Origin of the sequence: Myxococcus xanthus (assembly GCF_006402735.1) — a bacterium.
Classification (GTDB): Bacteria; Myxococcota; Myxococcia; order Myxococcales; family Myxococcaceae; genus Myxococcus; species Myxococcus xanthus_A.
Genome location: NZ_CP017174.1, coordinates 853,706 through 876,751, shown reverse-complemented (window position 1 = coordinate 876,751; position 23,046 = coordinate 853,706). Strand labels below are relative to the sequence as shown.

18 protein-coding genes are annotated in these 23,046 nt (G+C 70.4%); 11 read left to right on the top strand and 7 right to left on the bottom strand.

What is annotated here, in order from left to right; genetic code table 11:
- The first annotated feature begins 34 nt into the window (after window positions 1-34).
- Both BHS09_RS03840 and BHS09_RS03835 read left to right on the top strand, forming a co-directional pair.
- Window positions 35-796: a hypothetical protein gene (locus tag BHS09_RS03840; protein ID WP_140787328.1), complete on the top strand. Its 762-nt coding sequence runs from the start codon at window positions 35-37 to the stop codon at window positions 794-796.
- Window positions 797-799: 3 nt separating this feature from the next.
- The gene (locus BHS09_RS03835) at window positions 800-1,363 is read left to right on the top strand and encodes a hypothetical protein (protein WP_140787326.1); all 564 of its coding nucleotides are present in this window, start codon (window positions 800-802) and stop codon (window positions 1,361-1,363) included.
- 3 nt (window positions 1,364-1,366) lie between these two features.
- Here the strand turns inward: BHS09_RS03835 and BHS09_RS03830 are convergent, their stop codons facing one another.
- From BHS09_RS03830 to BHS09_RS03810, 5 genes are all read right to left on the bottom strand, one after another.
- Window positions 1,367-2,182: a hypothetical protein gene (locus BHS09_RS03830; RefSeq protein ID WP_237080180.1), complete on the bottom strand. Its 816-nt coding sequence runs from the start codon at window positions 2,180-2,182 to the stop codon at window positions 1,367-1,369.
- The gene (locus BHS09_RS03825) at window positions 2,161-3,111 is read right to left on the bottom strand and encodes a hypothetical protein (protein ID WP_174258636.1); all 951 of its coding nucleotides are present in this window, start codon (window positions 3,109-3,111) and stop codon (window positions 2,161-2,163) included. The genes BHS09_RS03830 and BHS09_RS03825 overlap by 22 nt, the downstream gene beginning before the upstream one ends.
- 1 nt (window position 3,112) lies before the next feature.
- Window positions 3,113-4,651 carry a pilus assembly protein gene (locus tag BHS09_RS03820; protein WP_140787319.1) on the bottom strand — a complete coding sequence of 513 codons (1,539 nt, stop codon included), beginning with the start codon at window positions 4,649-4,651 and terminating at the stop codon, window positions 3,113-3,115.
- Window positions 4,630-5,439, bottom strand: a complete 810-nt coding sequence (locus BHS09_RS03815; RefSeq protein ID WP_140787317.1) for a TadE/TadG family type IV pilus assembly protein — start codon at window positions 5,437-5,439, stop codon at window positions 4,630-4,632. The genes BHS09_RS03820 and BHS09_RS03815 overlap by 22 nt, the downstream gene beginning before the upstream one ends.
- 144 nt (window positions 5,440-5,583) lie before the next feature.
- On the bottom strand, window positions 5,584-8,637 hold the full coding sequence (locus BHS09_RS03810) for a helicase-related protein (RefSeq protein WP_140797191.1): 3,054 nt from the start codon (window positions 8,635-8,637) through the stop codon (window positions 5,584-5,586).
- A 230-nt stretch (window positions 8,638-8,867) separates the two neighbouring features.
- Between BHS09_RS03810 and BHS09_RS03805 the strand changes: the two genes are divergently transcribed.
- From BHS09_RS03805 to BHS09_RS03770, 8 genes are all read left to right on the top strand, one after another.
- Window positions 8,868-10,712: a sensor histidine kinase gene (locus tag BHS09_RS03805; RefSeq protein ID WP_140797190.1), complete on the top strand. Its 1,845-nt coding sequence runs from the start codon at window positions 8,868-8,870 to the stop codon at window positions 10,710-10,712.
- Window positions 10,713-10,937: 225 nt separating this feature from the next.
- A complete protein-coding gene (locus BHS09_RS03800; RefSeq protein ID WP_140797189.1) occupies window positions 10,938-12,833 on the top strand; it encodes a cytochrome c3 family protein in 1,896 nt (631 codons plus the stop codon).
- A gap of 29 nt (window positions 12,834-12,862) precedes the next feature.
- Window positions 12,863-14,023 (top strand): FIST signal transduction protein, encoded by a 1,161-nt coding sequence (locus tag BHS09_RS03795; RefSeq protein WP_140787306.1) that lies wholly within the window; start codon window positions 12,863-12,865, stop codon window positions 14,021-14,023.
- 3 nt (window positions 14,024-14,026) lie between these two features.
- Complete coding sequence (locus BHS09_RS03790; RefSeq protein WP_140787304.1) at window positions 14,027-16,972, top strand: response regulator; 2,946 nt, start codon at window positions 14,027-14,029, stop codon at window positions 16,970-16,972.
- Window positions 16,965-17,369: a response regulator gene (locus tag BHS09_RS03785; protein ID WP_013936116.1), complete on the top strand. Its 405-nt coding sequence runs from the start codon at window positions 16,965-16,967 to the stop codon at window positions 17,367-17,369. Before BHS09_RS03790 ends, BHS09_RS03785 begins: the two co-directional genes overlap by 8 nt.
- 86 nt (window positions 17,370-17,455) lie before the next feature.
- A complete protein-coding gene (locus BHS09_RS03780; RefSeq protein WP_140797188.1) occupies window positions 17,456-18,304 on the top strand; it encodes a tryptophan 2,3-dioxygenase family protein in 849 nt (282 codons plus the stop codon).
- A complete protein-coding gene (locus BHS09_RS03775; protein ID WP_140797187.1) occupies window positions 18,301-19,335 on the top strand; it encodes a methyltransferase in 1,035 nt (344 codons plus the stop codon). The genes BHS09_RS03780 and BHS09_RS03775 overlap by 4 nt, the downstream gene beginning before the upstream one ends.
- A 198-nt stretch (window positions 19,336-19,533) precedes the next feature.
- Window positions 19,534-20,322, top strand: coding sequence for a dienelactone hydrolase family protein (locus BHS09_RS03770; RefSeq protein ID WP_140797186.1), 789 nt, complete (start codon window positions 19,534-19,536; stop codon window positions 20,320-20,322).
- A gap of 178 nt (window positions 20,323-20,500) precedes the next feature.
- On the opposite strand, the gene BHS09_RS03765 is transcribed toward BHS09_RS03770, so the two are convergent.
- Window positions 20,501-21,163 (bottom strand): response regulator transcription factor, encoded by a 663-nt coding sequence (locus BHS09_RS03765; protein ID WP_140787296.1) that lies wholly within the window; start codon window positions 21,161-21,163, stop codon window positions 20,501-20,503.
- Window positions 21,164-21,312: 149 nt separating this feature from the next.
- Here BHS09_RS03765 and BHS09_RS03760 point away from each other — a divergent pair, with 149 nt between their 5' ends.
- Window positions 21,313-21,720 carry a response regulator gene (locus BHS09_RS03760; RefSeq protein ID WP_140787293.1) on the top strand — a complete coding sequence of 136 codons (408 nt, stop codon included), beginning with the start codon at window positions 21,313-21,315 and terminating at the stop codon, window positions 21,718-21,720.
- A 13-nt stretch (window positions 21,721-21,733) separates the two neighbouring features.
- Here BHS09_RS03760 and BHS09_RS03755 read toward each other — a convergent pair whose 3' ends face one another.
- Window positions 21,734-23,038 carry an ABC1 kinase family protein gene (locus BHS09_RS03755; RefSeq protein WP_140787291.1) on the bottom strand — a complete coding sequence of 435 codons (1,305 nt, stop codon included), beginning with the start codon at window positions 23,036-23,038 and terminating at the stop codon, window positions 21,734-21,736.
- Window positions 23,039-23,046: the final 8 nt, after the last annotated feature.

Genomic DNA, 23,046 nt, shown 5'->3' with positions numbered 1-23,046 from the left:
CCGCCCGCCCGCTGTGCTTAGCGTGCCCGCCCACATGAGCCGCTCCCGCGACAGAGGTGATGACTTCCAACGCCACTTCGAGGGCGCCCAGACGCTCGACGGCCTGCTGGACCTGGCCGGCAGCGGGCTGGACAGCGCCCAGGTCCTCGAACGCATGCGGGACGCCCGCGCCGACGGCACGCCGCCCAGCGACGTCATCCCCGCGCTGTTCGACGAGGAGCCGCGCTTCCCCTCCCCCGAAATCGCCCGGCGCCTGTACCAGAACCTGCTGGGCCTCTGGGACCTGGTGGCGGAGGGAAAGCACGTGCGGCTGGAAGACGAGGCCCGCCCGCCCCGCCCGAAAAAGGTGAAGGCCTCCGCGCCCGCGCCCTTCCACCCGGGGACGCCCTCGGGCGAATTCGTGGAGGCCGCCTGGCGTTACCTGGAGGACGACGAGAAGACGCGCACGCGCTTCACCCATGCCTTCGAAAACCGGCAGGACGCGCTGCTGGGCGCGCTTGACGCGGCGGCGCTCACGGACGAAGGATATGGCGTCGCCCGCCACCTGCTCCTCGAGCTGTACGCCATGCTGGAGCTGGGCTGGCCGCCGGGACTCACGTCCATCAAGCCGGCGGTGCTGGAGGCGGACACGGATGCCCCGCCAGTGCCTCAGCCGCTGAAGGACTACGCGGACGAGGCGCTCTTCGAGGCGGAGCAGGACGAGGAGCAGCCCCTGTCCTCCCAGGAACTGGAGGTGGTGCGGCGCCTCGTCCATCGCGGACTGGCGGCGCTGTGGGGCGCTCGCAAGGAGAGATGAAGGATGGCCAAGGACAGGGACGACAACGGCGGCGGCGGCTTCTCCGGCAAGCGAAGCAAGAGCTGGCGCGAAATCGACGCGGGGCGCGGCAAGGGCAGCAAGTACACCTCCCGCCAGGACGACCCCGCGCAGCAGAAGCTGGAGCGCAGCGCGAGCTACCAGAAGTACAAGGCCGCCGCGGACGCGCTCTTCACCGGCGGCGAGCTGCCTGAGGGGCTGGCGAAGACGTTCGACCCCGAAGGCAAGCGCAAGGCCCAGAAGCAGGCCATGCAGAAAGTGACGGAGTCCGAGACGCGCGCCGACTGGGTGAAGGCCGTGGTGGACTACCTGGAGAAGTACCCGGAGCTGCCCGAGGACGCGTACTTCCTCGACAGCCTGCTGGACCACCCGCGCGAGCGCATCGTCGACAAGGCGCTGGCGAAGCTGGAGGTCCTCGGGGAGGAAGGCAAGCTGAAGACCAAGGTGCCGCAGAGCCTGGACCAGCGCCTGAAGTCCGTTGAGCTGACGAGCATGGATCCGGACATGCAGGGCCGCGCCAAGGCGCTGCGCGAGAAGCTGCGCGCCTGAGCGTCAGCGCACGACGGCGGCGGGCCCGGGCGGCGGCGGCACGCTCCGTCCGCCGCGGTACACCAGCACCACGGCCCGCAGGTTGGCCTCGCCCGACTCGTGGACCACGCGCAGCTCCTCGCCCGCGCGCACGTAGAAGGACGTCTCCCCTTCCTCCAGCCTCCAGCCCGCGCGCGTGAGCGCCTGGGCGTAGAAGGCGTCCACGGCCTCGCCAGACAGGGGGACATGGAAGGCAAGCGTCCGTGAGCTCTCGCTGTTGACGCGCAGCACCTGGCTGGCCTGGGGCGGCATGGGCGCGAAGTCCCCCGCCGCCGCCGGGTCCCTGCGCAGGGCGTGATTGGCCTCACCGAGGTACATCTTCGTGGTGCGGTCCGGCTGCGGCTGGAAGATGACGGTGTAGGTGATGCCCCGGTGGCCGTCGATGGCGGTGAGCATCACCGCGCCGCTGGCGAGCTGCGGCTGCTCATGCCCCGGAGGCACGTGCAGGCCCGCCTGGATGAAGGCGTCCGCGAAGCGCTGCACCAGGTCATCCATCCGCTCCTTCGCGTGCACGGCGCGCAGCGCGACGGGGATGCCCCCTGCCTCGACGATTTCATTCGACTCGACGGTGTCGATGACCTGCACGCGGGGCCAGGCGAAGCGCGGCCGCGCGGAAGCATCGGGCTGCGCCGGAGACGCGGCGGGTGCCTTGCTTGCCGAGCCCCGTGCAGCCACGGGTGCCTTCGCCGCCGTGCCCTGGGCCACCACCGGCGCCGCGCCGAGCAGGCACGCCGTGACGAGCAGCCCCCGGCGCCACGTCACCGCGGCACCCCGAGCCAATGGTTCACCCGGCCCACGTTGTGCGAGCGGATGTTGGGCGCGTCGAAGGGCGTCACCTCCCAGCGCGTCTGGCCGCCGGCGTGCGTGGAGCCGAGGTTCTCCTCGTAGTTGTTCTCCTCGCCACGGAAGCTCATGAAGAACTGGTCCTCGTTGACGCCAGCCGCGCCGGTCAGCACCGCCAGCGCGGAGCCGTCGTTGCCACCCGCACCGTTGGCCCGGTACACGCGCTGCGCCCACTCGTAGTAGTCCGGGTTGGCGCACCGGCGCGCGCCGTTGATGTTGAGCGCGCAGGCCCTTCCCTCCTCCACGCCGCCCAGCCCCCAGTCATCCAGCAGCATGCCGAAGCGCGCCGTGCAGCGGCCGCCCGAGGCACGCCCGGCGGCGCACACCGTGAAGGCATCAGCGGCCCGGCGCTGCGACACCTTGAAGAACCCCTCCCGGCCATTCTCCAGATAGCGGCCAATCCGGACGCCGCGAATGCTCGAGGACGCGGTGCACCCCATGCCCTGCGTCCCCATGGCGATGGTGCCGGCGAGGTCCGGGTCGGCATCCGCCATGGAGAGGCCGCGCACGGTGCCCGGCAGCTCCGGGCGGCAATCCACCTGGATGGGCTGCGCGCGGGCAATGGCCTGCTGGACGGCCACGCCCGTGCGGCCCATGCGCTGACGTCCGTCGAAGTCCGCGTAGCGGCCGTTGGCCTCCGCCTCGGCGGCGAGCACCGTGCCCCGTCGGCCCCACTCATTGTCCTGCGGGTCGTGCATCACCCGGCCGGTGGCGTTCCACATCGCGAAGTTGGCGGCCTCCTGCACCTTGAGCGTCAGCGCGCCCACCTCGGCGAAGTAGATGCCGAACAGCAGGATGGTGACGAACACCATCGTCCCCAGCGCCGTCTCCACCAGCGACTGGCCTCGTGCGTGGCGAGCCCGCATGTCAGTAGCCCCTGTCGCCAGGGCCACCGCCCCGGTAGCCCACGGAGTGCAGTTCGCGCAGTGCCCGCGCGTGTCCGGCGAAGCCCGCGGCGGACAGGCTGTCCGCGGGCCGGTCATCCCGGGCGCCCTCCGCGCTCACCAGCGTGGCGCGCCAGAAGGGGTTGAGGAAGTTGGGAGGCTCGCGCCAGCCGCCGCCCTGCGCCGCGGGCCGGGGTCGGTGGTAGTAGACCATGCCGGCGGAGAGGGCCACCTGGTTGCGGTGCACGTCCTCGCGGCCCGTGGGGCGAATGCGGCCCAGCGGACTGCTGTTGTCGAACTCTGTTTCGGTCCCCGCGAAGCGGAAGCGGAAGAAGAGGTTCCACGGGTCCGGACGGGCCTGGCGCTCCGCGCTCGCGTAGTCCCGGTACAGCATGCTGTACAGCTTGGGCTGGCCATAGTGGTTGGACGCGCCGGCGTGCAGTTCGTCCACGTTGTAGCCAACGGAGTAGGGCCAGATGCCGGGGCACACGACGCACGCGCCCAGCGTGTGCGTCTCGTAGGGCGGCTTGCCGTCCTCCGGCGCCTGGCCCGGGGGCATACGCGCGCCGTAGACGTGCTGGTCCTCGTGCGTCTGCTCCTCGTCGGACATCACCCATGCATCCGTCGCGATGGGTGGAAGCGTCGGCGCTCTGGTGCAGCGCGTGGGGATGACGACGCGCCCGTGGTCATGCGCCGTCGAGTTGCGGCCCGACACGGTGTGGTACGACGCGGGGTCCATCTGCGACACCGAGCCGTAGCGGCGGAAGCTGGTGGAGATGGCGGCGCCGCCGGTGCCGAAACCGGCGGTGCCTCCCGGACGGTTGTGGACCCACGTCCACCCCATGCTCCCCATGGTGGCGTTGAGCGCGGGGGTGCCGCCGCCCGAAGGGCAGAGCGCTCCGTCTCCCACGCCGCAGCCATAGGTGCCCGCCTTGATGGACTGGATGACGGCGTCGCGCTCCGGGACGTCGTTGCCCCCATTGAGCTCGGAGAAGCTCTTGGCCGCGCCCTCGGGCGGCGCGCGGAGCTCCGAGCTGACCGCCTGCGCGACACGCCGGGTGAGCTCCTGCTCCGCGATGTGCTCGCTCAGGAGCTTGCCGTAGATGTTGAGCCCGGCCTGGAACATGTTGCCGGCCCGCCCCTGGAGCTGCTGCACCTGCATGGCGGCGGCCGCGTCCGCGGCGAACCACACCGGCGGCGGGATGGAGCCGGGGCAGGCCACGTCGTGCGCCGCGTATTCCTGGCTGCTGTGGCTGATGAGCGACTGGGTGCCGGCCATGGCCACCATGTGCGCCACCTGGGCGCGGTTCATCACCGCGATGGCGTTGAAGGCGCGCGCCGTGGCCACCGCCTGGCTGTAGGCGGCCGCGTCGGCGGCCATCTGGATTTCGACGCGCTCCTTGGCGCGCATGCCGAAGCCCAGCGTCATCAGCACCATCAACGTCAGCAGAAGCAGCGTCAGCGCGAACAGCACCAGCGCCTGGCCTCGCCGCGAGTGCCTCACGAGCCGTGGAGATTGCACGCGGGACCTCCCATGAAGTACTCGGACATGACGGGCGTCATCATTCGCATGGCCGCGTTGACCTGGATGGGGAACACGAAGTGTCCCTCGTCGCTCCAGCGCACCATGCGCGTGCCCAAATCACCGCCGGGCCAACCGTCGCGCCCCAGCGTGGCGCTCGTCTCGCCCCACCACGCGGAGCGGCGCTGCACCGGCATCAGCGGGTTGGCCGCCGTGTAGCGCCGCAGCCGGAAGTGGGCCAGCAGCATGCGGCTCATCACCCAGTTCGCGAAGGGGACGCGCATGTAGTACCAGGCCACCATGCGTATCTCCAACGTGCGGGCCCGAAGCGCCGCCGCGTTGTCCGTGGGCTGATCAAAGAGCAGGTCCTCGCCCCCCGTCAGCTCCTGCGCCCAGCCGGCATCCGGCGACTCCCGGACGATTTCAATCAACGGCTCGTTGAAGTCGCGCCCGTAGGAGCTGCGCACCCGGAATTGGTTGTGACGGCGGGGGGAAAAGGCCGCCGCCAGGTTTTCCGCGCTGTCCGTGCGCGCCACCGTGGGCAGCATGGTCACCAGCGCCGCGTGCATCATCGGCAGGCAGTTGCCGTGGTTGATGCTGCCCGCGCGCACCGCCCGGTATGCCGCCACCTGCGCCAGGATGCGGGCCTGGAGCATCATGAAGAGCTGCAGTGTCCCCAGGACAAGGAACACCACCAGCGGAAGGGTCAGCGCCGCTTCCACCGCGGCCTGTCCCGACTGACGTCGTGTGCGTGGGGTGCCTCGGTGGATCATGCGAGCCTCCACCATCCTATTTCTCGTTGATTGAGGAATCGGTCAAATGGCCCGCCATCCTGAAGACGCGCGATTTCACTAGGAGAACAAAAGCAGAAACTCTGGAAGTCCCAGCAACACGACATCGCGCGTCAACAGGCGGACATTGGGCGGGGCGCCTCAGCGGTTGAGGACGAAGCCGCAGGCGGAGTCGAGCACCACCTTGGCACCCGCCAGCGCGTCCAGCAGCCGGGCGTAGTGGTTACGCTCCGCGTCCAGCTGCGCCTCCACGGCCTCCGTGGAGAGGCCCTGGTGTCCCAGGGACAAGCGCAGGCGGGCCACGGCGGCGTCGCGCTCGGCTTCAATGGCCTTGCGCGCCCGGGTGGCCAGCTTCGCCAGCTCCGCCTCGGCGGCCTTCTGGCCCACGGGCACCGCCGCGTCCACGAAGTCCGCGAAGCCCGGGAAGGCGCGCGCCACCTCGTCGCCCTTGAGCGAGCGCCCTTCCGTCTCCAGCGCGGGAAGCAGCGCGGTGTCGGCCTTGGGGCCGCCGGCGCCGTCCACCACGGCCACGTGCAGCAGCGTGCGTTCCAGGAAGCGCGCCAGCTGGCGGCTGGGCACCCGGGCGCCAGGGGACGTGTCCTCTGGCTCCGGCAACTGGGCGTGGAAAAGCAGCTCCACGCCGCGTCCCTTCTGGGGTCCACGCCGCTCGATGAAGCGGAAGGCGCTGCGCCCGTAGGGGCCGTCTCGCAGGAAGCCGAAGAGCGCCTCCACCAGCGGGTGGCCGGTGGCGAAGTACTCCAGCTCCTCCGCCTCCACCGCGGTGTCGCGCCAGAAGGTGCCCAGCTGCGTGCGGTCCTCCATCACGTCGATGCCCGGCAGCCCGTCCACCTTCAGCGCGTGGCCGAACTGGAAGGCCACCTGGAAGGCCTCCACCTGCTCGTCGGTGTCCACGCCGATGCCCACCCGGCGCGCCAGCTCCGTCACCGTCTCCTCCAGCCGCTCGTCCAGGTCGCGCGCGATGCCCCACAGGCCATCCTCCACGCCGGACGCCTCCGCCTCGCCGTCCTCGTCCTCCTCGTCGGCCTCGATGCCCATGCGCTCCTGCGCACGCTTCACCAGGCGCTCCACCGCGGGCCGGTCGAAGCTGCGCACATCCAGGAGCGGGTCATACGCGCGCTTCACCTGCGCGCGCGCCGCCTCCACGCGGGCCTTCAGCTCCTGCGCGTAGGCCATGCGGGCCTCGCGCGGCATCAGCGCCAGCTCGGCCAGCCGCGCCTCCACCTCTTCCAGCACCGCGTCCAGGCCGCCCACCGTCTCGCCGAAGACGCCCACCGCGTCCGCCAGCAGCATCAGCACGTCGGAGGCCAGCGTGCCCGCCGGGTCGAAGACGTGAATCTCCACCGGGTGCGTCTGGCCGATTCGGTCCAGGCGGCCAATGCGCTGCTCCACCGTGGCCGGGCTCCAAGGCAGGTCGTAGTGCACCAGGTGGTGCGCGAACTGGAAGTTGCGGCCCTCGCCACCGACTTCGGTGCACAGCAGCACCTTGGGCCCTTCCGGGTCACGGAAGCGCGCCACCTGCCGGTCGCGCTCCACCAGGGGCAAATCACCGTGGTAGCCCAGCGCCTCCACGCCCTCGCGGCCCAGCTCGGACTGGAGCGCGTCCAGCGTGTCTCGGCTCTCCGTGAAGACGAGCACCTTCGCCGCCGGCTCCGACTTCCAGACGCCGCGCAGCACGCCCAGGAAGGCGCCGAACTTCGCGTCGCGCGACGGCAACCGCAGCGCGTCCGCATGCCCCTTGAACACGGGGTTGGCGCGCACCGCGCCCGCGAAGGCGGCGGGGCTGGACTCCAGCCGGCGCAGCACGTTGCCCAGCGGCGCGCCGCGCAGGCTGGCCCCGGCGAGCACCGCCAGCGCGGCGTCGCGGACCTTCAGCTCCTCGGCGGGCAGCGTCACCGGGTGGCGGTGCAGCCGGCGCGTGGAGAAGCCGCCCACCACCGCGCGGCGGTTGCGCACCAGCCGGTCACTGAGGCTGTACGTCTCCGACAGGTGTTGCAGCAGCGCGTCGCGGTCCTTCAGCGAGGACAGTTTCGCGTCCTCGGGGAAGCGCTTCGCCAGCGCCTGCACCGCGGCGGACGGCTTGCCACCCTCCATCAGCGCGCGCACCGCGGCGGACAGTTCTTCCTGACGCTTGAGCCGCTCCTCGAAGCCCGCGACGGAGGGCGCCGTGGCCGCGTCGATGAGGGTGAGCAGGCCGTGGTACTCCGCCGGGTCCAACTGCATGGGCGTGGCGGTGAGCAGCAACAGGCCCCACGTGTTCTTCGCCAGCACCTGCGCGGCCTCGAAGGCGCGCTCGCCCTTGAGGTGGTGCGCCTCGTCGATGATGACCAAATCCCAGAAAGCGTCCTCGCCGGCCAGCGCGCGGCGGTGCTCCTCGCTGCGCTGGAGCAACTCCAGGCTGGTCACCACCAGTGGGAAGCGCGCCCAGGGAGACACCTCCGGCGCTTCCTTCAGGGACTGCGCGTAGCGGTCCGAATCCATCAGCGTGAAGAGCTGGTTGAACTTGTGGAACAGCTCCACCAGCCACTGCACGGTGAGGTGGCTGGGCGCCACCACCAGACAGCGGCGCGCCAGTCCGGACAGGCGCAGCGCGCTGAACACCATGCCCGCCTCAATCGTCTTGCCCAGGCCCACCTCGTCCGCCAGCACGAAGCGCGGACGGCTGGCGGACAACACGCGCTGCACCACGCCCACCTGGTGCGGCTTCACCATGATGCGGCTGGCCAGCAGCGCGCCCAGCGCGTCACAGCGGCGCTCGTCGTCCAGCACCAGCGCCTGCTTGCGCAGCGTGAAGGCCCTCGCCTCGCCCACGCGGCCCTCGCGCAGGGTGGTCAGCAGGTCGGAGCGGGGCGGCAGCGCGCGCAGCGAGGACTCGGGGAGCTCGTCCTCCTCGTCGTTCTCCACGTAGCGCAGCACGTAGCGGCGCAGGCCGCGCGCCCCCGGCTCCTCGCGCACCACCAGCGCCAGGCGGCCCTTGTAGGTGATGACCGGCTCGCCCGGAGGCAGCGGGTACTGCACCAGGGCGCCCCCCTTGGTGGACACCAGCACCGGGGCGTCTTCCCGGGCGGGAAAGGCGACGAGCGCCTTGGCGCCGTCCTCCTGCAGCGACAACAGATGCCCCACACCCCATTCGGGCTGCGGGAGGTAGCGGACCTTCGAACCTTCGACGAGAGACATGGACGTCCGCTCATAACCCCCCGTCCGGATGAAGGCCATTCCATGACAGCCTCCCGTGACGGCCTTTCGTCGGACGGAGCGCCCTCCGGAGGCCCGCACCGCACGGCCCGAGCCCCCCCTGGGGCGGACCCACCCCGTCCACCAGGACGATGTCTTCCAGCGTGCAGTATCGGTGATGCTTTCCTTACCGACGGCACGCCCGACAGGGTGCCTTGGGGGGGAGTCACCACATGATGCGCCGTTGGACGTTCGCTCAGCGAGTGAGCGCGGGCCTGTCCGCCTGCCTGTTCGCCGGGTTGCTGCTGCTCGCGACGCTGCTGTCCGCCGTCTACGCGCAAGCCAGCACGCCCGTGGGCCACGGCGCCCTGCCCCAGGCCGTGCTGGCGGGGCTGCTCGGTCTGGCCTGCGTGGCGGCGCTGGGCTTCGTGCTCCACCGCGCGCTGGCGCCGCTGCACGCGCGCCACGAGTCCAGCGAGCAGCACCTGCAGCTCCTCATGGACGGGGTGACGGACTATGCGCTGTGCTTCCTGGACCGGCACGGCCGGGTGACGGCGTGGAACGCGGGCGCCGAGCGCCTCACGGGCTGGTCCGAGGTGGAGCTCGCCGGACGCGACGCGGACCGCATCTATCCGGTGGACGAGGTGGCCGCTGGCGTGCCCCGCGCGCACCGTGAGCGGGCCGCGCGCGAGGGACGCCTGCTGGCGGAGGGCTGGCGGGTGCGCCGCGATGGCAGCCGCTTCTGGGCGGAGACGCTGCTCACCGCGCTGTACGACGCGCACGGGCGACTGCGCGGCTTCGTGAAGGTGACACGCGACATCACCGAGCGCCGCCGGATGGAGCGGGCCCAGGCGCTCTTCGCGGAAGCCGGTCGCGTGCTCCAGCCGCTGTCAGGCGCGCGCGAAGTGGGCGAGGCCCTCACCCGGCTGTGCGTGCCCGAGGTGGCCGACGCCTGCATCCTCTTCCTCCCCTCCGAGGACGGCACGGTGCGTCCGCACGCGGTGGCCTGCGAGGACATCGCCGCCACCCACCGCATGTGGGAGCCGCTGCTGCGCTGTCCGGAGGACGGCGAGGTGGGCCCCTCCCGCGTGGTGCGCACGGGTCGCAGCGAGCTGCTGCCGGAGCTGGACAGCGCCCGTCTCACGCCGGCGCTGGAAGGCAGCGCGCACGGCGAGCTGCTGGGCGCGCTGGGCGTGACGTCCGCCCTCACGGTGCCGCTGGCGGTGGGCTCGCGCGTGCTGGGCGCGCTGTGCTTGATGTCCACCGGCACGCACCGCCGCTTCGGCGAGGTGGACCGGGCCTTCATGGAAGAACTGGCGGCGCGCGCCGCGCTCGCGCTCGACAACGCCCGGCTGCTGGCGCAGGCCCAGGGCGCGCTGGAGCTGATTGGCATCGCCGCGCATGACCTGGGCAACCCGCTCAGCTCGCTCCAGCTGCGGCTGCGGCGCATGTCCATGCAGAGCGCCGGCACCTCCGACACGCGGCTGCGCGAAGGCCTGGCCGGAGCCGAGGGCGAGACGCTGCGCCTGGGCCGGCTGGTGCACAACCTCCTGGACCTGTCCCGCCTGTCGGCGGGCCGCATGGTGCTGGACACGGAGCCGCTGGACCTGGCGCACCTGGTGCGAGAGGTGGTGGAGCGCCACCGCGACCAGGCCAACGCCGCGGGCTGCGCCCTCAGCATCCGCGTGGAGGAAGGCGCCACCGGCCAGTGGGACCGGCAGCGCTTGGACCGCGTCGTCACCAACCTGCTGAGCAACGCCCTCAAGTTCGGCCGCGGCCACCCCGTGGAGCTGCGCGTCCAGGCCGACACCCACTGCGTCCGCTTCGCCGTCCGGGACGGAGGCATCGGCATTGGCGTGGAAGCACAGCAGCGCCTGTTCCACCGCTTCCAGCGCGTCCATGCCGGCGGACAGCACCCCGGCGCCGGTTTGGGGCTCTACATCGTCCGCCAACTCGTCGAGGCCCACGGGGGCACCATCCACGTCCAGAGTCGAATCGGGGAAGGCGCGGAATTCACAATTGAACTTCCCCGCAGGACAAACAAGGAATCCTGCTCAGTGAATGAAGTGCAGGTATGACCTTGTAGGTGAGGCGACCCTGCGGGGCAGGCATTCATCTCCTTGAAAACACAGCAGGTTTGACTCCAGGCGGATTGTTTTCCCAGAAGTTGAACAAATCTGCTGGTTGCAGATAATCTTCGTACGGCTAAAAAGGCTCGAACCGGGGAAACCCGGAAACGGGAGAGGCCCAGCCCACACCGCCCCATAGGCGACGGGTTACACGGCCCACTGGCCCCAGGCGCCATGGCGGCGTCGGCTTTTACACGTACGAGGAGTTGCACCATGGGTGGACTTGGAGCCCCCCGGGCCCTGCTCGCGTCGCTCGCGGGGCTGATGCTCGCCTGCGGCGGACAGGATGCCCCGGACGCAGCCTCGCTGGACGCGCAGGCGCTGGACATGGCCTCGCTGGACACGGCTTCGCTGGAGACGGCCTCGCTGGACGCGCGGTCCGCGGACAAGACGCTCCTGGACGCGGACCCCCAGTCGCTGCTGGGTGGCTGGCCGTGGCCTGGCAACAAGACGCCCGCGGTGGCGCTGGCGCTCGAGGTGAAGAACGGCGTGGGACAGCCGCTGCGCGTGCGCGAGGGCTCCACCTTCTTCATCAACCAGATTGATATCCGCACCTTCGTCACCTCCACCCGGGACGAGGGCCTGCGCAACCTCATCGCCCAGAGCGACTTCGGCGGCCTGGGCTGGTGGGGCGTGCGTCAGGTGGACCAGGAGTCCATTGGCGCCCCGGGGCCCTATACCCGCCGCCGCTTCTTCCGGAACGCGGCGTGGATGGACCTGCCCAGCCACTTCATCGTGGAACCGGTGGACTCGCGCGGCCGACTCACCGGCGTCCCCATCCTGCTCAACGCGGGCACCGAGCATCAGCGCCGTGCGGGCATGGATGACTTCTTCATCCGCCGCTTCCGCGGCATCCAGACGGCCTCCGGCTGCGCCACGCCCGACGACTGCTCGGCCTCCACCGACTTCGAGGAAGAGGCCATCCTGGAGCTGCGCAACGCGTACGAGCACGCCCAGCGCCAGACGCTCACGCTGCGCTCTGACACCCGCACGCTGCGCCTGCGCTGGAGCCTGCGTCCGGCCGCGCCCTACGAAATCCCGGTGGAGCAGGTGCGCGACGGGCGCTACACCTACGGCTTCCGCATTGGCGTGGAGGCCCTCACCCCGCCTCGCCCGGACGGCACCTATGCCCCCGGCACGGAAATCAGCTTCCAGCTCACCCTGCGGGACGGCGCGGGCAACCGGCTCCACGACAAGGGATACCTGCCGCCCTACAACGAAGTGGCCCCCGACGGCACCGACTCCGGGCTGCAGTACTACCGGGCCTTCTTCGACGCGACGACCACCTACTACCGGCGCAAGCACCGCGAGCGCATGCTGATGACGCAAATCATCGGGCCGGCGCAGAACATCCAGCCCATCCGCTCCATCGTCGCCCTGGAGGCCTTCCTGGACCCCGAAGTGGACGAGCAGGTGGTCGCCACGCCCGAGCGCGACGGCGTCTTCTCCCAGTTCGCCACCCTCCCCTTCGCCAACGTCCTCTTCGGCGGCGCCTTCGTGGACCCGAACCTCTGGAACCAGCCCAACACGGACACCTGGCAGTTCAAGCTGCCGGACAACGCGGTGCCCGGCACCTACCTGGTGACGGTGAAGGGCCGCCGCGCGTACCTGGGCGAGGACATCCCCGGGACGACGACCATTGAAATCCAGGTGGGGACCCCGCAGCGCACCCAGCCCAAGCTGACCACCGGCCCCTGCACCTCCTGCCACAGCAAGGGCGGCGAGCTGGGCGTGGTGCTGCACGCCAACGACAACCGCGCCGCGTGCGCCGGGTGCCACGCCCCGCTCGCCTTCGAGTTGGAGGGCCCCATCTTCGTGCGCACCCACTTCATCCACTCCCGGTCCAACCGCTTTGACGCACCGCTCCACCAGTGCTCGTCCTGTCACCTCACCAAGGAGAGCATCCAGCGCACGAGCAAGGCCGCATGCCTGTCCTGCCACAAGAGCTACCCGGACAGTCACGTGGCGCAATTTGGACCCATCGAGAGCATGTACGTGGGGGGCGGCGCTGAGTCTTTCCAGCAGTGCACCGGCGCCTGTCATACTCGGCACCCCGGCAGCGGCCTCTAACCCCCGCTCGCGCACCCCGGAGTTCCTCCATGGCTCAGGTCAAGATGCAGACGGCTCGCACCACGCTGAGGGAGCCAGATGCCGCCGCGGAGGACCTCCTGAGTCAACTGGGCAGCGACACGCCCCGCCTGGTGACGATGTTCGCCTCGCGGGAGCGTGACCAGCACGCCCTCAACCGCGCCGTGCGTCAGCGGCTGCCGGCGGGCACGCGCCTGATTGGCGCCACCACCGCGGGCGAGCTGGACAACACCGGCATCCACGAGGGCAGCGTGGTGATGAGCGCCCTCTTCGGTGACTTCGAGGTGGGCCTGGGCCTGGGCACCGGCCTGTCCGTGGACGCCATCAGCGCGGGCGCCGCCTCCATCAAGCGCGCGTGCGAGGACCTGGGCGTGCGGCAGCAGGACCTGGACCCGCGCCGGTTCGTCGGCCTCGTGATTGACGACGGCTTCCGCTACAAGAAGGAAGAGCTGCTGCTCGGCATCCTCGAGAAGTGCCAGACGCTGGTGCTGGTGGGCGGCGGCGCCAGCGACACCAACCGCGACCCGGCCAAGCAGTCCGCCATGGTCCACGTGGACGGCGAGGTCGCCACCGACGCGGTGCTGGTGGCCCTCTTCAAGACGAGCGCGCCCTGGGCCGCGCTCCGCTCCCACTGGTACGTGCCCACCGGTGAGAAGCTCACCATCACCAAGGTGGATGAGAGCCACACCCGCGCGCTCGAAATCGACGGGCACCCGGCGGCCAAACGCTACGCGGAAATCCTGGGCGTGGGCGTGGACGAGCTGGAGTTCGGCACGCCCCGCGGCTTCGCCGTGCGCCCCACCGCCCTGCGCGTGGGCCGCGAATACTTCATCCGCGCCGCCTGGAGCCCGCAGGAGGATGGCTCCATCCTCTTCGCCAACCTGCTGGAGGAAGGCACCGAGCTGGAGCTGATGAAGCTGGGCGACATGGCCGGCATGACGCGCAGCTTCTTCACCGACGAGGTACCCCGCAGGGTCCAGAACCCCCAGGCCGCCCTGCTTTTTCACTGTGGTGGACGCATGTGGTACGCCAGCGCCACCAACACCGCGCAGCAATTGGCGGAAACGCTGAAGGCCGCGCCCACCGCCGCTGGTATGAACGTGCACTTCGAAATCTATTCGGGGTTCCACATCAACACCACGCTGACCGCGCTGGTCTTCGGGGCGAACTGAGCCATGGCCTCCTCGCAGCCTCCCTCTGAGTCTCCGGCGGACAATGCGTCCCTCCTGCTCGTGGCCGGCGAGCGTGAGTGCCAGCGCGTGGAGGAAGCCCTCCAGCGCGCGGGCGTGACGGTGGTGACGGAGCGCGCCACCACGGCGGCCGCGGCGGAGGCCGCGCTGTCACGCACGTGGGGCCTGGTGCTGTGCGGCTCGGAAGTCCCCGACATGGGCTTCGCCGAGGTCCAGGCGCTGTGGAGCAAGCACGGCAAGGAGCTGCCCTTCGTGGTGCTGTCGCGCGACTGGAGCGAGGACACGCTGGAGGCCAGCGTGCGCGCCGGGGCGCTCGACTACATCACCGAGGACCGCTTCAGCCGGCTGGTGCCCGTGGTGCAGCGCGAGCTGCGGATGACGGCGGACCGCCGCCGCCACACCGCCACCGCGGTGCAGTTGGAGCGCACCAACTACTTGATGGAAAACATCATCGACGCGATTCCGTTCGTCCTCTTCGTGAAGGACGCACAGACGCGCCGGTTGGTGGTGGCGAACAAGACGTTCGCGGACGCCTTCCGCGTCACCAAGCAGTGGCTGCTGGGGAAGCTGGACCACGACTACTTCCCCAAGGAGCAGGCCGAGTCGTTCATCGCCATCGACTCGGAGATTCTCGAATCCAAGCAGATGAGGTCCTTCGAGGAGGTGGCCCGCGCCGACGGCGTGGACCGCATCTTCGCCACGCGCAAGCTGCCCCTGCTCGACGAGCACGGCGTGGCCCGCTACGTGATGGGCGTCACGGAGGACATCACCGAGCGCAAGCAGCATGAAGAGATGCTGCGCGCGTCCAAGGCGGAGCTGGAGGCGGCCAACAAGCAGCTCGCCGCCAGCCTGGAGGAAATCAAGCGCACGCGCGCCGTGTCCGCCCGTTCGCTGGCGTCCTACCAGCAGCGCGCGCTGCAGATGGAAATCATCCGTCAGCAGAACGAGGACCTGGACCGGCTGGCCCAGGAGCTGGCGGTGGCCAAGCGCAACGAGGAGGAGCGCGCCCGCGAGGCGGAGGCCGCCGCCCGCCTCAAGAGCGAGTTCCTGGCCAACTTCAGCCACGAAATCCGCACCCCGCTCAACGGCATCATCGGCTACTGCGACCTGCTGATGCGCGAGGAGGGCCAGCGGCTGACGGCGCACGGCCGCCGCGACCTCAACGTCGTGAAGACGAACGCCAAGACGCTGCTGGCGCTCATCAACGACATCCTGGACCTGTCCAAGATTGAGTCCGGCCGCGTGGAGGTCGTCACCGAGCAGGTGGACGTGCAGGAGCTGGCCGAGGAGTGCCTGGCCACGGTGAAGGAGTACCTCAAGGGCAAGGACGTGGCCCTCACCACCAACATCGACCCGTCCGCCCGCATGCTCCGCTCGGACGCGCTGAAGCTGCGGCAGATCATGCTCAACCTGCTGAGCAACGCCGCCAAGTTCACCGACGCGGGCGAGGTGTCGCTGAGCCTGGTCCCCGCGGGCGGCGAAGTCATCATGACGGTGGAGGACACCGGCGTCGGCATCCCGTCCGACCAGCTGCCCTTCATCTTCGAGAAGTTCCGCCAGGTGGATGGCTCCACCACGCGCAAGGTGGGCGGCACCGGACTGGGGCTGGCCATCGTCCGTGAGCTGTCCCGCGTGCTGGGCGGCAACGTGTCCGTGACGTCCACGCTGGGCCGCGGCACCACCTTCACGGTGCGCCTGCCCACCACCCTGGAGTCGCCGGACAACGGCGGCGGGCCGCACCTGGAGCGCGGCGTGCCCGTGGCGGAAGTGGCCCAGCACGTGGGCACCATGGCGCAGCCGGGCAGCACGGTGCTGGTGGTGGACGACGACCCGCTCATCCAGCAGCTGGTGGCCGGGCAGTTGGAGCCCGCCGGCTTCAAGGTGGTGGTGGCCGAGGACGGCATCGCCGCCCTCAAGCGGGCCCGCGAGCTGCGGCCCCAGGCCATCCTCCTGGACATCCACCTGCCCAAGCTGGACGGCTGGTCGGTGCTCAGCCAGCTCAAGAGCGAGCCCTCGCTGGCCGGCATCCCCGTCATCCTCATCTCCGTGGAGGAGCAGCGCGCGCGCGGCTTCTCCCTGGGCGCGTGCGAGTACCTCGTCAAACCGGTGGAGCCGGAGCGGTTGGTGGAGGTGGTGCAGCGAAGCCTCCACCAGGCCCCCGGCGCCACCACCAGCGTGGGCGAAGTGCTGGTGGTGGACGACGACTCGGCCACCCGCGAGCTGGTCAGCCGCAACCTGCGCCGCGCCGGCTTCTCCACCTCCGAGGCCCGCAGCGGCGAGGACGCCCTGCTCAAGGCGCGCGTCTCCCCTCCCGCCCTGGTGGTGTTGGATTTGATGATGCCCAACCTGGACGGCTTCGAAGTCCTGCGCCGGCTGCGCGCGGAGAAGCTCCAGGTGCCCGTGGTGGTGCTCACCGGCAAGACGCTCTCCGCGGAGGAAGAGGCCCTCTTGCGTGACGGCTTCGCCGGCTTCGTGAAGAAGGGCGGCCACGCGCTGGAGGACGTCATCGCCCAGGCCAAGGGCCTGCTGCTGTCCCAGCGCGCCGCCAGCGCCGGCAAGCTGGCCCGCATCCTCTATGTGGAGGACAGCGCGCAGAACCGCGACATCGTCCGCCGCTACCTCAACGGCCACTTCGAAGTCATTGAAGCGGAGGACGGCGAGCACGGCTTGGAGCGCGCCATCCGCGACGCCCCGGACCTCATCCTGATGGACCTGTCGCTCCCCCGCCTGGACGGCTGGGAAGTCACCCGCAGGTTGCGAGCCCTACCCGCCGCGGCCAATGTTCCCGTCATCGCGGTGACGGCACACGCGGGGCGGGAGTACCAGGACAAGGCACACGAGGCCGGTTGCACCGCGTACCTCACCAAGCCCCTTGATCGTGACCAGTTGCTCGAGATGATTCGAAAGCATCTAGGGAGAACCCATGTCTGAAGAAAAAGCGCGCGTCCTGGTGGTGGACGACGACCCGGACCTGCTCGACCTCGTACAGCGCTCGCTGAGCGCCTACGGCTTCGAGGTGCTCACGCACACCTCCGCGCTGGGTGTCTCCAACCTCGTCCGCTCGGTGGAGCCGGACTTCGTCCTCATCGACGTGAACTTCCCCGCCCTCAAGGGCGACAAGGTCGTCAACCTGGCGCGCCAGTACGCGCTGCCGAAGACGAAGTTCATCCTTTATTCAGCATCCGACGAATCAAAGCTGCGCTCACTGGCGCTCGCGTCCGGTGCGGACGGATATATCTCTAAAAGCGTGCAGGGCGAGGAGCTGGCCCAGCGCCTGCGCGCCTTCCACCTGAAGCCCCGGCCACCCACCCCGACGCCCGCCCCCTGAACGCCGGATGACATGCCCGCGGGTACCGTTGGGACGGTGCCCGCGATTCCACACCTTCCGAGCTACCCCCCACTCAGGAGGGCCGCATGAGCGCGTCCATCGATTACAGTTACGCTGAAAGACTACGACTCGAACTGGCAGAACCCCTCTTCAACCCCCTCTTGAAGAAGTGGGTGGGCAAGGGCGAGCTCGATTACGAGGTCTACCTCAAGACACCCACGCTGCTGTCGCTGCAGGCGCCGGACGGCGAGCGCGTCGCCCACGACGAGCTGATGTTCCAGGTGGTGCACCAGGCGCAGGAGCTCTGGCTGAAGCTGGCCTCGCGCGAGGCGGTGGAAGTCGTGGCCGAGCTGGACCGGGACGCGCTGTGGGCGGCCTCGTCGCGGCTGGAGCGCATCTGCCGGGTGCTCCAGGCGGTGAAGCAGGAGCTGGCCATCCTGGAGACGATGACGCCGGACACCTACCAGGTCATCCGGCGCAGCCTGGGCAACGGCAGCGGCCAGGAGTCCCCCGGCTACAACATGCTGCGGCGGGTGGCGCAGGGTCTGGAAGGCGCCCTGGACCGACTGCTCGCGCGGCGCGGGCTGGCGCTGGCGTCCGTGTACACCGCGGGTGGCCCGGACGACTTGAAGCGAATCTGCGAGCAGCTGGTGGACATGGACGAGGCCTTCCAGGGCTGGCTCCATGCCCACTTCCAGCTGGTGCGCCGCACCATCGGCGTGGACCGCTCCGTGAAGGCGCTGGATGGGCTGCCCACGCAGGTGCTCGCGGGGCGGATGACGCTGCCGCTGTTCCGCCAGCTCTGGGACGTGCGGCTGGAGCTGACGTCCGGGTGGCAACGCGAGGGCGGCATCGCCCCGGGCGCCAACCGGGCCCCTCCAGGCGGCGGCTGCCCCATGGCGCACGCGGCCAGGATGCAGGTGGAACAGCCATGAAGGGGGAGGCCACGGCCCTGGCCACCACCCCTCGCGCACTGCTCCACCTGCTGTACAACGGCGCCCGCGCCGTGGACGTGTTGAGGACCTCCCTGGACCTGGGGCTGCTGGACGCCCTGGAGCCGGGCCCCGTCACCCTTGGAGAACTGGCGGCGCGGCACCGGCTGGTGCCCGTGCGGCTCTACAAGCTGCTCGACTGCCTGGAGAGCCTGGGGCTGGTGCGGCGCGAGCAGCCCACCGACGCCCTGGAGTCCGCGCGCTACCAGGCCATCCCCGGCCTGCGCGCGGCCGCCCAGGCCGTGCTGGGCCCGCAGTCCCTGGAGAAGGACCGGGAGCGCTACGCCTGGCACGAGCTGCACGGGCAACTGCCCCAGGTGCTGCGCGGTGAGCGCTCCATGCCCCCCGCCGCCTTCGACTGGCCTCCGCGCACCGCCGAGCAGGTGGCGGGCTTCGAGGCCAGCATGGCCGCGGGCCTGCCCCCCATCCTGGAGACGTTCCGCGCCCATCACGACCGGCTCTGGGAGCGCGGCGGCCGTGTGCTCGATGTGGGCGGTGGTGACGGCACGCTGGCCGCCCACCTGGCGAGCGAGCACCCGGGCCTTCACGTGGACGTGTTCAACCTGCCCGCCACCGAGCCACTGGTGGCGCGCACCCGCGAGCGCTTCGGCCTCTCCCCCGAGCGCCTGGGCTTCCAGGGCGGAGACTTCCTCCGGGAACCGCTGCCCGGCGGCTACGACACGCTCTGCTTCGTGCGAGTGCTGCATGACTGGCCCGCGGACACGGCGCGCGCGCTGCTCGTGGCCGCGCGCGACGCGCTCCCACCCGGTGGCCGCGTCCTCATCTGCGAGGAGTTCCGCACCCCGGAGCGGCTGGCGGCCCAGTTCTTCTGGTCCTACTTCCTCATGGGCGTGGACACCTGCGTGAGCCGCCTGCGCGAGGTGGAGCACTACCTGCGCGTGCTGGACGAGACGGGTTTCAAGGACGTCGAAGTCCTGCCCGGCCCCTTCGAGCTCATCCTGGCCCACCGGTAAAAACGACAGGACCCCACAGGTGGGTTCACCTGTTTGTCCCCCAAGTGTCACCGGCCCCACCGCACCGCGCCAGGGAAGCGCTGGTAGAATGGGCTCACCCCGTGTCCGGTAAAACCCTGGCACGGCTTCTGCAATCTTCCAGTCCGTAGCGCGTGTAGCACGGCAGCGACGCAGTCCGACAAAGAGGAGGGACTCCGCATGAAGAAGCAGGGTTCACGCAGGTCGGATGAAGGCTCGGAGAAGGCGGTCCGCGGGCTGGTGACACAGCCACAAGGCACGGGAGGCTGGACGCCGCCCGCCGCGGACGGAGAGGTCCGCATCCCCGTGGAGGAAGGGGTGGAGTTGAGGGGCCTGCTCCAGGTGCCTCCGGGCGCCACTGGTGTGGTGGTGATGGTCCGGGGCCACGGCAGCAGCCGCCGCGGCGCCACGGACCTGGAAGTCGCCCGGCTGCTGCAGAACGAGGGGCTGGCCACCCTGGCGGTGGACCTGCTGACGGCGACGGAAGAGGAGGCCTGCCGCGAGCGGGACCTGCGCTTCAACCTGGGCCTCTTCGGCGGACGCCTGGCGGGCGTGGCGCGCTGGCTGCGGCGCGCGCCTCGCACCAACGCCCTGCGCATCGGCTACTTCGGGGCGTACACGGGCGCGGCCGCGGCCCTGGCCGCCGCGGCGATGCGGCCGGAGGCGGTGGACGCGGTGGTGTGCCGGGGCGGACGCCTGGCGCAGCCGGGGGCGACGCTGGCCCGGGTGCGCGCGCCCACCATGCTCATCGTCGGCGCGGAGGACACGTCCGCGCAGGAGCCCCACCGCCGCACCTACGCCGCGATGACGACGGAGAAGCGCCTGGAGGTCATCCCCGGCGCCACGCACCGCTTCGAGGAACCCGGCACGCTGACGCAGATGGTGGACCTGGCGTGCATCTGGTTCCTCCAGCACCTGGGCGCGCCGCGCTGGGATTCCCTGCCCGCGCCGCGCGCCGCCGGGAGCTGAAGCACCGGCTTTCCACATGGCGGGCCAGGGCAGCCAGCAACGCTGCCCTGGCCCCCAGCGGACGCCCTGGCGTGGGGGGAGAAGACGCGAGCGCGCCTGACGCCCGGGCACCTCGACGGTGCCACCAGTCGTGGCGCGCTCCCAGTGCCCAGCGGTCTGACGCGCAAGCCCTCCGGACTCAGAGGCTTGCCGGGCGCTGCACACCCAACTGGCACCCGAGGACCGCCAGCTGCGTGCGGTTCTCCGAACCCACCTTCTTGTAGATGGCGGTGATGTGCGCCTTCACCGTGCGCTCGGTGATGCCCAGGCATGCGGCGATCCTCAGGTTGTCCGCGCCCGCGGCGATGTAGCCCAGCACCTCGCGCTCGCGCGGCGTCAGCCGGCCCAGCTCACCTTGCGGCGACGCTTCCGGCTGGGGCCACGCCAGCCCCGCGGGCAGCAGCCGCTCGCCACGCACCACCCGCTCCACCGCCTCCACCACCTCCGCGCAGCCCACGTTCTGCTTCCACAGGTAGCCGGCCGCGCCCGCCTGGAGGCATTGCTCCACCACCTCCGCCTCGCGGTGGCCCGACAGCACCAGCGGCTTCACCGCCGGGAAGAAGTCATGCAGACACTGGAGCGCCGACATCCCGCTGGTGGACGCGTCCCACCCCGGCTGCTCCAGGCGCAGGTCCACCAGCGCGACGTGGGGCAGCGTCTCGCGCACGCGCGCGAAGAACGGCGCGGGCTCCCCGAAGCCCGCCACCACGTCCATGCCCGCGCCTTCCAGCACAGCCACCAGGGCCTCCCGGAAGACCTGCTGGTCCTCCAGGATGGCCACCCGGATGCGTTCCGATTCCATGGCCCTTCCACCCTCCCCGTTCGTCCCCTGCGATTCAACCCCTCTAAGGGGATTCCCTCATGTGGGGGGCGACAGGGAATGACGTCTGGAGGATACTTCCCCCGTCAGGAAGCACCCGCAGTGCCATCCGCACGCTGAAGGGGGAAGCCATGCCGGAGACGAAGATTCGCGTCCTCATCGTGGACGATGACCAGGACCAGCTCTCCCTCGCGGAGCGCACGCTCTCCGCCTTCGGCTTCGACGTCCGCACCCACCGCTCCTCCCTGGGCGTGTCCAACCTGGTGCGCACCACCCAGCCGGACCTGGTGCTGCTGGACGTGAACATCCCCGCGCTCAGCGGCGACAAGGTGCTCACGCTCGCGCGCGGTCAGGCGCCCAAGGGCACCAAGTTCATCCTCTACTCCGCGTCGGACGAATCCCAGCTGCGCGCCCTGGCGCGCTCCTCGGGCGCGGACGGCTACATCTGCAAGAGCGTGCAGGGCGAGGAGCTGGCCCAGCGGCTGGAGGCGCTCCACCTCAAGCCCGCGGCCTCGGAAGCCGTGCCGGCCTCGCGTTAGCGCGGCGCCGGCCTCACGCGGGCAGGTCCGTCACTTCCAGGAAGACAGCGCGGAAGTCCCCCCGCGCGCCGATGAGCCTCAGGTTCTGCGCCAGCCCACCGGTGGAGCGGAAGAACATCATCGCCTCCGGTGGCGGCCTGATTTTCAGGAAGCGCGGCGCGTTGCGCGAGAAGTGGTGGCGCATGTCGCGGTTGATTTCGCAGACCGCGTAGTCGTAGTCCGGCAGGCGCATGGGCCGCCCGGCGATGCGCAGCACCTCGGCGATGAGGGCCTCGGCCTCCTCGTCCGGAAGCTCCACGGTGAAGCCCACCTCCCGGCTCAGGCTCAGGATGTCCAACGGCTCCGTGCGCATCGTCTGCCGGAGCATGCGCTGGTTGACGTCCACGAAGCGCGGGGAGAAGCGCTTGATGGAGCCGAAGTCCAGCAGGCCCAGCCGCCCATCCGGCATCACCATGAAGTTGCCCGGGTGCGGGTCCGCGTGGATTTCGCCCGCGCCGAAGAAGGGCCCGTAGGTGGCGAGGATGAGCTGGCGCGCCACGCGGAAGCGCTCCTCGTTGGAGGGATTCGTCGGCAGCCAGTCCTTGAGGGTGAGCCCCTCCAGCAGCTCCAGCGTCAGCACCCGCTTCGCGCTGTGGCTGGAGATGACGGCGGGCACACACAGCTCCGGCAGCTTCGCCACGCTGCGCGCGAAGCCCTCGGCCAGCTCGGCCTCGCGGAGGTAGTCCAACTCCAGCAGCATCTCGTCGCGGAACTCCTGGAAGTAGGCGCCTGCATCGGACACGCGCAGCACCGTCGACGCCGTCTTCGCCACGATGCCCAGGTTCGCCATGTCGTGAGCCAGGGACACGTCGATGCCGGGGTATTGCACCTTCACCGCCACCGCCCGGCCGTCCTCCAGCACCGCGCGGTGCACCTGCCCCAGCGACGCGGCCGCCAACGGCTCCTCGCTGAACTCGCGAAAGAGCGACTCCGGCGGCGCGCCCAGCTCCGCCTGGACCACGCGCGACACCTGCGCGTAGGACATGGAGGGCGCCTGGTTCTGCAGCCGCGCCAGCACCTGCCGCACCTCGGGGGTGAGCAGGTCCGGGTCCATGGAGATGGCCTGCCCCATCTTCATGGCGGCCCCCTTCAGCTCGCCCAGGGTGGAGACCAGCTTCTCCGCGGCCTCCTTGCTGAGCAGGTCGGGCGTGCTCCCGGACAGGCGCTTCGCGCCGCTCTTGAGCACATCCGCGCCCACCTGCACGGAGAGGCCCGCCAGCTTGCGCAGGCGGTTGAAGCGGCCCTGGGGAGGAAGCTTGTCGTCGGGGTCGGAGGCCATGGGAGCTG